This window comes from Enterobacter sp. Lyrl_3, assembly GCF_051948675.1.
Taxonomy (GTDB): Bacteria; Pseudomonadota; Gammaproteobacteria; order Enterobacterales; family Enterobacteriaceae; genus Enterobacter; species Enterobacter cloacae.
The window spans coordinates 73167-85642 of sequence record NZ_JAYJLI010000017.1; the positions used below are offsets into that span (position 1 = coordinate 73167).

13 protein-coding genes and 2 pseudogenes are annotated in these 12476 nt (G+C 54.8%); 7 read left to right on the plus strand and 8 right to left on the minus strand.

Features of this window, described 5'->3' with window-relative positions; all coding sequences use genetic code 11:
• Positions 1-143 precede the first annotated feature (143 nt).
• The 4 genes from VF709_RS21290 to VF709_RS21305 form a co-directional block, all read right to left on the minus strand.
• Complete coding sequence (locus tag VF709_RS21290) at positions 144-566, minus strand: hypothetical protein (protein WP_422701297.1); 423 nt, start codon at positions 564-566, stop codon at positions 144-146.
• Between the two features lie 110 nt (positions 567-676).
• Positions 677-1372: an aquaporin Z gene (aqpZ, locus tag VF709_RS21295; RefSeq protein ID WP_422701301.1), complete on the minus strand. Its 696-nt coding sequence runs from the start codon at positions 1370-1372 to the stop codon at positions 677-679.
• A 351-nt stretch (positions 1373-1723) separates the two neighbouring features.
• Positions 1724-3520: a penicillin-binding protein activator gene (locus VF709_RS21300; RefSeq protein ID WP_440232290.1), complete on the minus strand. Its 1797-nt coding sequence runs from the start codon at positions 3518-3520 to the stop codon at positions 1724-1726.
• Positions 3521-3590: 70 nt separating this feature from the next.
• Complete coding sequence (locus VF709_RS21305; RefSeq protein ID WP_422701299.1) at positions 3591-4106, minus strand: hypothetical protein; 516 nt, start codon at positions 4104-4106, stop codon at positions 3591-3593.
• A gap of 174 nt (positions 4107-4280) precedes the next feature.
• On the opposite strand from VF709_RS21305, the gene VF709_RS21310 reads away from it, so the two are divergent.
• The 5 genes and pseudogenes from VF709_RS21310 to VF709_RS21330 form a co-directional block, all read left to right on the plus strand.
• Positions 4281-4643 (plus strand): lysozyme inhibitor LprI family protein, encoded by a 363-nt coding sequence (locus tag VF709_RS21310; RefSeq protein ID WP_440232291.1) that lies wholly within the window; start codon positions 4281-4283, stop codon positions 4641-4643.
• Between the two features lie 239 nt (positions 4644-4882).
• Positions 4883-5380 (plus strand): outer membrane beta-barrel protein, encoded by a 498-nt coding sequence (locus VF709_RS21315; protein WP_335265811.1) that lies wholly within the window; start codon positions 4883-4885, stop codon positions 5378-5380.
• A 317-nt stretch (positions 5381-5697) separates the two neighbouring features.
• Positions 5698-5874, plus strand: coding sequence for a hypothetical protein (locus VF709_RS21320; RefSeq protein WP_335265813.1), 177 nt, complete (start codon positions 5698-5700; stop codon positions 5872-5874).
• A gap of 365 nt (positions 5875-6239) precedes the next feature.
• A pseudogene (locus VF709_RS21325) lies at positions 6240-6435 on the plus strand (OmpA family protein); the annotation flags it as partial.
• Positions 6436-6464: 29 nt separating this feature from the next.
• A pseudogene (locus tag VF709_RS21330) lies at positions 6465-6611 on the plus strand (OmpA family protein); the annotation flags it as partial.
• Between the two features lie 252 nt (positions 6612-6863).
• Here VF709_RS21330 and VF709_RS21335 read toward each other — a convergent pair.
• The 4 genes from VF709_RS21335 to ansP form a co-directional block, all read right to left on the minus strand.
• Positions 6864-7550 carry a DNA-binding protein gene (locus VF709_RS21335; RefSeq protein ID WP_440232292.1) on the minus strand — a complete coding sequence of 229 codons (687 nt, stop codon included), beginning with the start codon at positions 7548-7550 and terminating at the stop codon, positions 6864-6866.
• A gap of 18 nt (positions 7551-7568) precedes the next feature.
• Complete coding sequence (locus tag VF709_RS21340) at positions 7569-8237, minus strand: DUF2913 family protein (RefSeq protein WP_335265817.1); 669 nt, start codon at positions 8235-8237, stop codon at positions 7569-7571.
• 97 nt (positions 8238-8334) lie between these two features.
• Positions 8335-8667, minus strand: coding sequence for a glycine zipper family protein (locus VF709_RS21345; protein ID WP_239044121.1), 333 nt, complete (start codon positions 8665-8667; stop codon positions 8335-8337).
• A gap of 162 nt (positions 8668-8829) precedes the next feature.
• Entirely contained in the window at positions 8830-10332 is a 1503-nt protein-coding gene (ansP, locus tag VF709_RS21350) for an L-asparagine permease (RefSeq protein WP_422702022.1), read from the minus strand.
• 358 nt (positions 10333-10690) lie between these two features.
• On the opposite strand from ansP, the gene VF709_RS21355 reads away from it, so the two are divergent.
• Positions 10691-11308 (plus strand): MgtC/SapB family protein, encoded by a 618-nt coding sequence (locus VF709_RS21355; RefSeq protein ID WP_440232293.1) that lies wholly within the window; start codon positions 10691-10693, stop codon positions 11306-11308.
• Positions 11309-11349: 41 nt separating this feature from the next.
• On the plus strand, positions 11350-12237 hold the full coding sequence (locus VF709_RS21360) for a Kdo hydroxylase family protein (RefSeq protein ID WP_335265823.1): 888 nt from the start codon (positions 11350-11352) through the stop codon (positions 12235-12237).
• Positions 12238-12476: the final 239 nt, after the last annotated feature.

Here is a 12476-nt window from a genome sequence, read left to right on the forward strand (position 1 = left end):
GTCAGAAGGGACAGACATGATGGCTCCTTTTGATCAATGTATTAGCGTCTCGCCCACAACCTGGTTGATGGGCGATTTTTTTTCACCTCACCCGGGGGAGTAGGACGTGGTGTAAATTCGGCAGGATGGTGAGAGCCATCGGCTTATCCGGCAGGCTCCCCTGCCCGTAACGGCACCTGAACGGGTAGTCTCGTCGGAAAATCACGCCATTCTCTTTCCTGTAGCTCCCGAATCGTACTGTTCAGCGGTTCATATCTGGTCAGATCTTCCATATCTCCGTTGACCGCTTTTTCACGTATAAGCAACAACTTCGCTTCCGCAATCGCCCTTTGCGCTTCGATCACCATAAGTTGCTGACGTAATCTGAAATTTTTCGCTCGCAGTGCTGCAAAACGCCGTTGCGCTTCCTGCAAATCACGGTGCAGCGCAGTTTCTGCTGGCGAACATCCCGTGGCTGCAAAGGGAGGCACAGACAACATAGTACGTGGTGTACTGAAAGACAGCGAGGCCACTGTCAACAACAGCAGTCCCGTCCGCAAAGAAAGGAAAGGAGTGACGAAGCTCATGGAAGCCTCCGGATGCCAGGGCCTCCCGTTATGGGAAGGCCCGCACACTGAATGGTTTGTCCTTAGCTGTACAGCCACCACGCCACATCGGGTGATGTGGTGACGTCGAATCAGACTTCCGGCTCGGCAGAAAACAGCACCTTACCCAGCGCTCCGCCCAGCAAACCGCCCACCAGTGGTGCCAGCCAGAACACCCACAGCTGTGAAATGAACTCACCACCGGCAAACAACGCCACCGCTGTGGAGCGGGCCGGGTTCACCGACGTGTTATCGACCGGAATGGACACCAGATGAATGAGCGTCAGACACAGCCCAATCGCCAGCGGTGCAAAACCCATCGGAGCATGTGGGCTGGTGACACCGGTAATGACCAGCACAAACATCGCGGTCAGCACGACCTCGATGAGGATAACCGGCATCAGCGGGTAGCCCCCCGGAGAATGGGTGCCAAAACCGTTGCTGGCAAACCCGGCGTGAACATCAAAGCCTGGAATACCGGACGCCACCAGATACAGTACCCCCGCCCCCAGCAGACCACCAGCCACCTGAGCAATCATGTACCCCGGCAGTTGTGATGCCGGAAAACGGCCTGCCGCCCACAGACCCAGCGAGACCGCCGGGTTAAAATGCCCACCTGAGATATGCCCCACAGCATACGCCATGGTCACCACCGTCAGACCAAAGGCCAGTGACACCCCCGCAAAACCAATCCCGAGGTCCGGTACACCGGCGGCGAGTACCGCACTGCCGCAGCCTCCGAGCACCAGCCAGAAGGTACCCAACACTTCGGCCAGTGCCGCTTTCATCATGTTATTGTTCATTTCCTTACGTTCCTTATAGCTGAATGAGTTACGGGGACTTTTCAACATCCTTAGCAGGATAATTAACATTCAGGAACGGGAGGTCAGTTTGTCAAATGAGCAGTACAAACTTTTGACAGCGGACCCCACCACGACGTTGATCTCTCCTCAGTGAATATCGCGTAACAACCCACATACCGCTTCAGAAACCAAACCTGTCCACAATGAACATCACGATGAGATAAATGACGGCGACAATGCCAATGGTGATCAATATTTTTGAAAGCAGCATTGTTTTCTCCTCAGAAAAAATCCGTAATTATTACCCGTCTGTTGCTCACACCGGCAGGCTGACTTTTACCCCACCGGCACAACCTGCCCCTGCTGGTAGCGGAACCAGGGCAGTTCACGGTTAATCACACATCCTGGCGAGGCGCTCAGTTCGCCGGTATTGCCCTTCAGCGTAAACCCTGGCGTCTGGCGCATCTGTGCATAGTGATTCGCCAGCGTCCAGGCGTCCGCCCCCATAGCGAAAAGGCGTGTCAGAAAGTAGTCATTGCCCGTGGCATTAAGTGCCAGGCGCTTCAGCTCCGGATTGCCGTTCGCCAGCACCGGAATATCGCTGAACTGCAGACCTTCCATGTCCAGTCGGTAATCCGGCCCCGCGGTACCGCTGATACTGCGGGAGCTGGCATACAGCATTGCGCCGGACTGACTGCCGTTCCGCTGTGCAAGCATGGATTTGAGATACCCCATTTCTTCCGGAGTGGCGATGATATACACCGCATCAACCTGCCCCCGGCGGAGGCTTTCGCTTCCCTTATGCAACGCCGTGACCGGCGAACCGGTTAGGGTGATACCGCTGTTGACTCCGGCCTTCAGTTTCGACAGTGAACCAAAACTCTGCGCCAGTACCACACCACCGTCCCGCTGTTGCCATTCGGCCGCAAAAGCCCTGCCTGTACGTTCGCTGATTTCGCTGTCGGGAAGCAGAAGCAGTGGAAAATGCTTACCCTGCTCACGGATATGACGCGCCGCATTGCGGGCTTCATCTTCCGGAGAGAGTGCAAAATAACAGACGTTATTCCGGCGAACCGGCTTCTCCGGCAGGTTCAGCACCAGCACATTCAGCGTGGTGCTGCTGCTGAGCAGTTCCTCCACGTGATTTTTTAACAGCGGGCCCACCACCAGCGTGGCATCGTCCTGTTGTGCCTGCGACAGCAGTTGCACCACCGGCCTTGTTGTGGTGTCGTAAAGCATCAGTTCTGACGGCTGGCCGGACGTGGATGGTGCCGCCTTTTTTTCTGCCTCAAATCCCTGCTGAATCGCATGACCAAAACGCGCGGCCGGGCCGCTGAGAGGAAGCATCAGCGCGATTTTCCGCACCGATGCCGGACGAAAATTCATGTCGCTGACCAGTGTGGCGGGCAGCATCCTCGCGGCGGGATGTTGCGGCCAGTGGGTCTGCCACGCGCTGGCGCCTGCTTTCAGTCTGTCCGGTGTGTCGCGGTTATCAGACCAGACACGTCGCAGCGCCAGCCAGCCCTGGAGGGTACTTTCACCGGCTGCGGGTTTTATGGCATCAGCCTGTGTCTGCGACATGGCAGTCAGCACCTGCCAGGTCGCATCACTGTTATTTTGCTTCTCCTGTGTGGTGGTCAGCAGCGATGCCTGCGCCACCAGCGCCCGCAGCAATGCCGGAGAGGGCTTATCCTGCTGAGTGGTAACCATGCTTTGCCAGTAACGCGCAGCCTGATTGCCCTTAAGGTCAGCCGGATTGATTTTCGCCAGCAGCGTCTGCGCACCGGCAACATCGTTCTGCGTTAATTTCAGCTCCACGGCCAGCAACGACTGCTCCTGACGCTGGACATCATCCATCTTTTGCGGCAACTGGCTGAACAGTTCAGCGGCCTGCTTGTTTTTGCCCTCCCTGAGCAGTGACCGGATGGCGAGCAACTGCCAGCTGCTTTTACTGATGTCCTGGCTTTGCCGCATTCGCTGCAGAGCCTGCGCGGAGTCAATCTGCTCCGGGCTTTCAAGAAGCGCTGCGCTCCGGTCAACGGGGCGTACGGCGCAGCCGGTGAAAAACAGCGCCGCCACAATCAGCGGAAGGCCATGTGTGGCTCGTTTACAAAAACAATCAGACAGCAGCATGCCGGTATCCTTTTTGTTGTTTTTACATTCAGTTATCAGTCAGGAATGAGAAAAGCCATTGGATACCGGGTCATGCAACAGCGTCGAACAATGGCGCGATGGCGGCCAGCAATAACTCGCGGGTCATCACTTTCCCTTTTCCCGGCGCCCGCCCGTCGCTGTGTATTGCCCAGTCGGCGGTGGACAACAGATGCCCTGGCATACAGAGCATGTATTTTTCGGTTCTGGGACGGCGGCGGGGATTATCGACGGCCAGGCACACTTCACCTTTAAGCTGAATACCACCTCTCACACTGTACAGCGCCTGCGGTGTAAAGCCTGCCCAGTTACCCCCGTGGTGAAGGACAATAACCGGGATGGTATACGCGCCAGGCGACGCGACGGGTATCATTTCCCGCACGGTAATACTGACCTCATGCCCCTCAAGCCATTCCGTCAGGTTATCCGCCAGCCGCTGCATCCGTTCACGAAACGCCACAATATCCTGCTGCGCCTGCTGCTGTCGTTGCTCACGACTGGCACGCTGCCGGTTTCGAATATCGGTGTTTACCTCATCCCCTGTTTCAGTCACACCCCATCCCGCCATTCTCGGCCCTCCACGTCAGAATCTTCACCAGACAACCTTCCATACTTCATCTCTGACAAAGGCTTAGCAACGGGAAAAAGCCGCCGTCCAGATATATCAACAGGTCCGCTTGACGTCCCTGACCTCCCGGCAGGACAGATATCCGTCAGCAATACTGAATAAGGAAATACCGCGATGATGTCATCACCGATGTTCAGACAGGTCCGCAATATCGTGCTCGCATTACTGTTGTTACCACCCGGCACAGTCTCTGCCGCCAGCTTCACCTGCGCCGGTGTTACCGCCCAGGATGAAAAAGCCATCTGTGCGGACCGGGAGTTGAGTGAAAAAGATGTCAGAATGGCGACGACCCTGGACATGTTGCGAAAAGTGGTACTGATGGGCGGGCGCGGCGCGCTACAGGATGAGCAGGCCGCCTGGCTGCAGAAACGTCAGGCGTGTGGTGATAACACCGTTTACCTGTCCCATCTTTACGACGACCGTATCGATGAACTCAACGACCAGTATCAGCACATCGTGGCGTCATTTAATCGCTGAGGAAAAGATGAAGAAACCTATAACGGAACAACAGGATTTGTCGGTTCAGAAACATCACAGCTTTTTATCTGCTCCGACATTACGCGAACTCCGGGCTCGTCTGCAGCATCCCTCCGGGATGCGGGGCCGCAGAAAGTAATATACCTCCCCCGACACGGCATCTGGACAAACCGCAGCTCCCGTGCCTATCCCTTATTTGTTAATAACCTGTAATACACTGATGAATAAGGATTCGGATAATGAAAAAACTGATGCTCACCCTGCCACTGCTGGCAGGTCTCAGCGCCTTACATCCGGTAATGGCCGCCATGAACGGCAATGATATTGTCTCGCTGGGTTATGCCCAGCAGCACAGTGATCGCGCCGGTACTCTGCACGGTTTTCGTCTGGGGGACAATCACGCCTTCTCGGATAACTGGGGGCTCAACACCTCCACGTCATGGACCATGAGCAATGGCGGAGACCATGGTAATGCTGACCTCGTCTCCCTGCTGACCGGACCATCGTATCAGATTAACGATATGCTGGGTCTCTATGCGCAGGCAGGACTGGCGTTCTTCCATCAGGATGTACTGGGGACCAAATGGGGTTACGGCTATGGCGCCGGATTCCAGATAACACCGCGCGAGGATATCAATATCACCGTGGGTTACGAAGGTACAGACTTCAGCAGTGACCATACCAGCGGCAGTCTGGACACCAATGGCTGGAACCTCGGGGTGGGTTACCGTTTCTGACGTTGGTATAACATTTCATGCCCGAAGCTGGTTGTCCAGACAGAGACTGGCTTCGGATAAATAATATCACGGTATTAACAGCACATCTTAAATATCAAAAAAAACGCTCCAACCGTTAATTATCAATACAGAGCGGGACAGTGACCATGTTACATGACCTTTTTATTGCCGGTGTTGTTGGCTTGTTTATTTTGCTGATGGTGATTTCTGTTTTCTTCTTACTCATGAGTCTTGGCGAATAACAATATCCATACCAGATGTAGTCCTGACGGTTAGTTTAAAAATATTCATCCATAACCCTTCTGGCGGAAAAAAGAATGAGTAATGATGACCTGACTAACGCGCTAAATGCAGTCAGCTTTGCCCACCAGGTCTTTCAGAATCCCGCCAGTCGGGAAGAGGAAGAACTTCGCCATTTATTACGCGCTGTCCGGCAACGGCTTCAGGAGATGCATACTGAACGCCACGGGAACTCTGCTCCGGAAAATCGATAACGCTGATCACGGGTGGCGACTGGTGTACCATTTTCGTGTCAGTGACCTGTACAATAATTTATTTGACGGACATCGCAGAATGATTATTTTATGTTTTTATCCGCAATCTTCCGTTTACAGACTCAGGATGCGTTATTTCCTCATTAAGACTGAAATCATTAGCGTTGCCCGTATGTAGATATGCGGGATTTTTTATTTTCGCCGAAAAATGCAAATTTTTGTTCCGTTTACTGATAATCACGCATGATAACTTACCGGGGAAACATACCCACAAAATACACTCAGGTAATAAATTATCATATTGCGTGGAGAACGGGCGACTGTAATAATGCGTTCCCCTTCGGCATTCATTAAAATAAGAAACTATGTTACATCGTTACCTCTCCCCTGTATTACTGGTCGCTATGGTGCTGGCCGGTTGTCAGACTCGTCCTCAGGGTAAGTTTACCGCCGAACAAATCGCCGCGATGACGTCTTACGGTTTCAGCGAACATGATGGTGACTGGTCGCTCGGTATTTCCGATGAAATCCTGTTCGGCAAGAACGATTACCACTTGCGCGATGACACTGTGCAAAAAATCGATGCCATGGCGGATGTCTGGGCTGAAGGTGCGAAAGTGCCACGCAGTAATCTGACCTCCCGGGGGCTGGGCAAAAAGTATCCCATCGCCAGTAATCAGACCTCCGAAGGCCGGGCTGAAAATCGCCGGGTTGCTATCGTCATTACCGCCCCCTGATACTGTTCCTGCGGGGGGATGAAAACGTGTTCCTGGTAGCCTGTTAGCCATGTTTTTACGCGGAACGCTATGCTGATGAATTGCGGCAAACAGGCTATCAATCACCTGGCGAATCTGCAACGCCCACGGTTTTTAAGGATATTCAGAGTGTTGCGGTGCCTGGTGCTTCCAGGTAAGCCGTTGGTCAGCCACCGTGGCTCGTGGTCTTTTAAGCAAATCCTTCGTTGAATTTACCGCTGTTTCACCCCGACGCTAGTGGGATCCACCGCAACCTCCACACGCTCTCGCAGGCAGATAGCATAAGGCAAGCACCGAAACGTCACTTACCAACAGAAAGCCGATACGAGTCGTACCCGTGAGATTATCAAAGACGTCGGCTTCTGAGGTAGCGATAGCCATACCCGCTTTGCGGAGCCGCTGCACGTCAGCAGCAATACGCTGTATACCAAACCAGAACAGCCCGTCCAGTGCCGTCACCTGCAGGCCGCTTTCCAGCGCCAGTCTGAGCCGTTCTCGCGGCGCTTTCACCTCTTTTGCGAGCTGCTGGTAAAGCGTCGCCGTCACTCCGGCAGGATCAACCCGCCGTATGCGGGTGATCATGCGATACTGAAACTCATCCGGTATCGCACTTAAATCTGACTTCAGGCTCCAGACGCAGCCAAAGCGTTTACCATTGAAGATAACGTTCTTCTGACTGAGCTGCAGTTCATCGCGCAGACCCGCGATCAACTGTGGTGTGCGGATGAGCAGTAGCCGAAAAGGCAGTTCAAAACTCGTCACATAATCGACGTTCAGCAGGGCAATCCGCAGCCGTTCTTCTGCTCCGGCTTTTAACTGACGGCATTCCTCCAGCACATCGGCCCACTGCCGGGTCAGACGGGGAGACTCGTCAGCGGATGAAAACTGGTATTTCTCAAGCTGGTAGTCGATTCGCCCCACGGTCATTTTCTCTTTACGTCAATGTTTGTTCAGCAGCGCTTCGGGGAGTTTCACCGAAGAGAGCGTGTCTGTCGATGGCAACAACGACAACAAACACCAGCCAGCGTGTTTCTCACTCGTCGTGTAACGCAGCTCCCGCGCGCCCAGGGAATCGCTCACAACGCGGCTGTCGCCAACCACGATGAAATCCACCGGTGCGGACTGCTTACCTTCTTCAGTAAAATGGCGCTGCAGTTCAGATTTTCTCACCAGCAACGCGGATACGTCGGCGTATTCGGTATACAGCGCCCCGGGAATCCATTCTTCATCGGTCACCACAGCGTTAACCCAGCCCTGCGAGCGCAGATATTCAATGGCGTGTGTCAGACGGAACAAATCCGACTGCTGCACCAGCGGCTCCGTACAAGACTGGTGGAGGTATTCAAGGCGTTTAAACAATCCGGCTGCAGGGCCTTTCTGACGCCCGAGTCGAAGCAGACTGTCGATGTCGGACGCCACAGAGCGTGGGAACCTGCGTTGCTTTTGCGCATCCGCGAGCCAGCGCACCAGAAAGGTGTGAGTGGTCAAAGGCGACAGTGCCTGACCGTCCTGTTGCGCCAGATGTAAGCCCACCAGCGCACACCAGGCAAAATGCGCCAGATCGGCCATGGACTCTTCAGGAGGTAATACGGTGTGATTCTTTTTCATGCCGGAATTATAACGGGGTCACTGCTGGCGGAAAAGGTGGTGAATCATCGCTTCGGGGACCACAGTTGCCGGGCTGCACTGACCACCCGGCTTTTCATCAGTGCGTGGCTTTACCCACAACGCCACCGGTACCGGCTCCCAGCGCAGCACCTTTCAGCACACTGTGCCCGGTCACTGCGGCAACGCCCGCCCCGGCAGCAGCCCCCACGACACCACCCTTGCGGGCGGCTTTGCCTTTATCGCCTTTGTCCAGCATAGCGCCAGTGCCAGCCCCAACCACAGCTCCGCTTGCAGTTGATTTCAGACTTTTTCCCGTTGCCGCGCCTATAACGGCACCCGCGACGGCACCTTTGGTAGTTTTCTCTGCCGCCATGCCTGAGGCGCTGAATAATGCAGCAACAACAATAAACGTTCCGGTGAGTTTTTTCATTGCAGGGTTTCCATCGTGACCAGTATTCCACTGATATCTCTGTACACGGGAGAGCGTCCGTGACAAGTCATTATTCGGAGCATCTTCACAAAAGAAAAGCAATATGCCCGGTGTTGTCAACCCCCCGTCAACCCGGATGTTCAGCATCCGGGTTGCAGAAGGTCAGCGGGAGAACTCTTCAGTCAGCGTTACCGCCTCCGGCTGCCGCTCGTCGTCCGGATGGACCGGCGCGGTACGGTGAATCTCATGCACGCGTTCACGTACACCAAACCAGCCCGCCACCAGCAGAACGGCCAGCAACGGTATCGACGCAATGGTATACGTGCCGTCCGGGTAGTCAAATGCCATCAGCACCAGCACGCTGAACAAAAACAGCAGCGTCAGCCAGGAGGTCACTGGTGCACCGGGCAGCTTAAAGCTGATATCCGCGGCTTTGCCCTCCTTTATGGCCTTACGCAGGCGCAGCTGGCAGACCACGATAAAGGCCCAGGAGGAGATAATCCCGAGAGATGCCACGTTCAGCACAATCTCAAACACCTGCGACGGCACCAGATAGTTCAGGAACACCCCCACCACGTAAACCGCCAGCGTTGCCAGAATCCCCGCATACGGTACATGCTGTTTGCTCATCTTCGACATGAACCTGGGTGCCGACCCGCCCATCGACATCGAGCGCAGGATACGACCGGTAGAGTAAAGACCGGAGTTCAGGCTGGAGAGCGCCGCCGTCAGCACCACCATGTCCATGATGCTGCCGATATACGGGACACCCAGCTTCGAGAAGAACGTCACAAACGGACTCTGGCCCGCCTGATATGCCGTCCACGGCAGCAGCAGGACCAGCAGCATCACCGAGCCAAAATAGAACAGGCCGATACGCCAGATAACACCATTGATGGCTTTGGGGACCGTCTTCTCCGGGTGTTCACATTCCCCGGCGGCCGTACCCACCAGCTCCACTGCCGCGAAGGCAAAGACAACACCCTGCACCAGTACCAGGGCTGGTAGCAGGCCATGCGGGAACAGTCCGCCGTTGTCGGTTATCAGATGAAATCCGGTGGCATGACCGTCCAGCGGCTTACCGCTCCCCAGAAACACCGTTCCCACCACCAGAAATGCCACAATCGCCAGCACTTTGACCAGGGCGAACCAGAATTCCATTTCGGCGAACCATTTCACCCCCACCAGATTCATGGTACCGACAATCGCCAGTGCCCCCAGCGCAAACACCCACTGTGGCACGCCGCCAAACGCGCCCCAGTAATGCATATACAACGCCACAGCGGTAATATCGACAATGCCGGTCATCGCCCAGTTGATGAAATACATCCAGCCCGCCACAAAGGCGGCTTTTTCACCAAGGAACTCGCGGGCATACGAAACAAAACTGCCGCTGGTTGGCCGGTGCAGTACCAGCTCGCCCAGCGCACGCAGAATAAAGAACGAGAATATCCCGCAGACCAGATACACCAGCGCCAGCGCCGGACCGGCCACCTGAAGACGAGCCCCGGCACCAAGGAACAATCCGGTACCGATTGCACCGCCAATGGCAATCATCTGTACCTGACGGTTATTCATGGCTTTGTGATAGCCGTCATCATGGGCATTCAGCCAGCGACGTTTTTCCGCATGATGCTCTGCTGCTGTTTTATTTTTTCCTGTCATTAAATTACCTGTCTGATTATTTCTTTCTGGTGGAATATCTGAGCCGGAACGCGCTGTTTATCGCGAACGGTCAGTCAGTGGCCTTATGTCGCGCCATGTTGTTTTGCTGTGGTTGTGTGATGCGCGGCGGTAATTCAGAAACGCCGCAGAGTGGAAACGACAGCGAGTGAACGTGCTCGCCTGCGAGTGGTATCGCATTTTAGCGGGACGGTACCGGTTGTCAAAGAACGAACCCTGTATACCCGTCAGCATAAAAGGCTCAGTGGAGACTCTTCACGGGACGGGGAGGCCATCAACCGATGAGATCACAAATTTAACATTCAGGGGTATATCTCCTTCCAGGCAACGATTGCTGACGATGGATTTCTGGTTTCCCTGCTCTGGACAGCAGAGTACAACCATTCTGAGACTGGCAGGTATTGTCATCAGCCGGATTAACCTTGTGAATATTCCCGATTTAGCCCCCCTGTCCTGGACCCATATTCTGGCCTGCCTGATGTGCGGCACCGTCATCGGCCTGGAGCGCCAGCTTCACGGCAAACCCGTAGGTATTCGTACCTCAACGCTGATCATTCTGGGGAGCTACTTTTTTCTGGCGATGGGGTTACATCTTGTCGGGCAGGAGGCCGATCGCAGCCGTGTACTGGGACAACTGGTGAGCGGTATCGGTTTTCTGGGGGCGGGGGTGATGATGACCCGCGATGGTCAGGTCATGGGCGTCACCTCTGCTGCCACCGTCTGGGTTCTGGCGGCTCTCGGTGCCATGATTGGTCTTGATTTACTGCTGCAGTCCATCGTGATGACGCTGGTGATCCTTGGGATCCTGACTGGCGCGAGCTGGCTGGAAAACAGTTTTAACGCGCTTCAGTGCGGCGTTCACCGCCGCCGGGATGGCGCGGCTAAAACGGGAGTGTCACACGACAACCGCCAGGACAATGCATCCCGTATCGTTTCTGATTCAACTGAAAGCCGCTGATACCCGGCCAGGATGCGGGTAGCCCACAACAGAGAGATGCTATGATCCGAAGTACCCCCATATCCGTGCTCACACTGCCGTTCACTGACCCCAATATTCCGGAGCCGGATCCTGCGGTGCAGGGCTCCCTTGAACAGGGTAATGTGCTTTATCTGCCGAAAATGGTGTTCCCAATGACCCGTGAGGAGCGTGATTTACTGACGCCTTCACTGGTGTCTCCCCGCCGTAAAAACATCAGCTATCAGCCTGAATTACAAAAAATCAGCGGCGTGGCGGATGACTCTCGTGTTGCTGCAGTCAAACATCTGACTGAACGCTACTACCGGTTCACCATCAGACTGCTCAATGCACTATTACCCGGATATCGAAACGCATTTTTGCAGCCGCAAACCAGCCTTCGTCTTCATCCGGTTACCGCCTGGCGCGATACCACGTCATGGCGAAAGGACGACACCCGCCTGCACGTTGACGCCTTCCCGTCACGCCCGGTTCACGGTAACCGCATTCTGCGGGTCTTCAGTAATATCAACCCGGACGGTGAGCCCAGAATATGGCGGACGGGGGAAACCTTTGACTCGCTGGCAGCCCGTTTTTTACCGTCGCTCAGCCCGTGGTATCCACTCGTCAGCACGTTACAGGCCATACTGGGGATAACGAAAAGCAGACGAAGCCATTACGATCATCTGATGCTGGAATTACATAACCGCATGAAAAGTGACCATGACTACCAGCAGCGGGGAGTACAGCAGGTGACTGAGTTTGCCTCCGGAAGCACGTGGATATGTTTTTCAGATCAGACCCCGCACGCGGCCGTCAGTGGTCAGTTTATGCTGGAACAGACGTTTTTGCTGCCGGTGAAGGTCATGCATCATCCACAGTTATCGCCGTTGTGTGTTCTGGAGAGGCTGACGGGTGAACGGCTGCTTTGAGGGTAGCATTCTGGTGGCGGGAAGTCTTATTGTTCCGTGTTTCGTGAAAAACTGACGCTCGTCTTTTCTTCATGCATAAACAGGGAATGGCGGCGGTGTTTTCAGGGGTAAACCACTTTCGCTGTGTAAAAGAGGATGAAAACACCGCCATTGAGAGGGTGCAGCGCAAACCACCCGTTATACGCTGCACCTGTCTGAAAATCGGCGTGGAAAACAGACAGGAGAGAGTGTCGAAACGG